At 38.9% G+C, this 514-nt stretch carries 2 protein-coding genes; both read right to left on the minus strand.

Annotation, left to right across the window (positions count from 1 at the left end; all coding sequences use genetic code 11):
* The coding region (locus tag H6B10_RS15185; protein WP_275951092.1) for a winged-helix domain-containing protein at window positions 1-201 on the minus strand (201 nt) is incomplete at its 3' end.
* Between the two features lie 132 nt (window positions 202-333).
* Window positions 334-514, minus strand: a 181-nt coding sequence (locus tag H6B10_RS15190) for a hypothetical protein (RefSeq protein WP_204652329.1), incomplete at its 5' end; no start/stop codon positions are given.

A 514-nucleotide genomic window follows, 5' to 3' on the forward strand; every position in this document is an offset into this window, starting at 1 on the left:
TTTGTACCCGATGCCTTGCTGGCCGAAACCACCGAAACAGTTGAAATCCTGACGAACCTGACTGGCTGTCGTACCCATCATGTGGGCCAATTCGCTGGAAGAGATTTTCTCTTTTCCGTCCACCGACAGATTTGTGAGATAGCGATAGTATTTTGGCAACCGTTTGATTACCGGCAGAGATACTTTGTTTTGAACCGCCATAATAGTATTACCTCGCAACATACCAACAGAATGAACTGTACGGCAAAATTCTCAATGTACAATTTTTATAATTTATTATAAATACTCCGTGTGAAATTGTCAATTTTTTATCTAAGTTTTTTTACGGCCTGTTCAACAATCGTTCTTTGCCATAAAAATATGGCAAATTATATGCGATATCTCCGTAACACGAACAACTACTCCCTCTGGAAAGAAGAATAAAGGAAAATGAAACAGGGTATACTTCTGGCAAAATGTCATGCAAAGAGGGGTTGTTTTCATGGAACCTGTATCCAAAAAGGAAAGAGAAAAT

The sequence above is a fragment of the Gemmiger formicilis genome (genome assembly GCF_016901605.1).
Lineage (GTDB): Bacteria > Bacillota > Clostridia > Oscillospirales > Ruminococcaceae > Gemmiger > Gemmiger formicilis_B.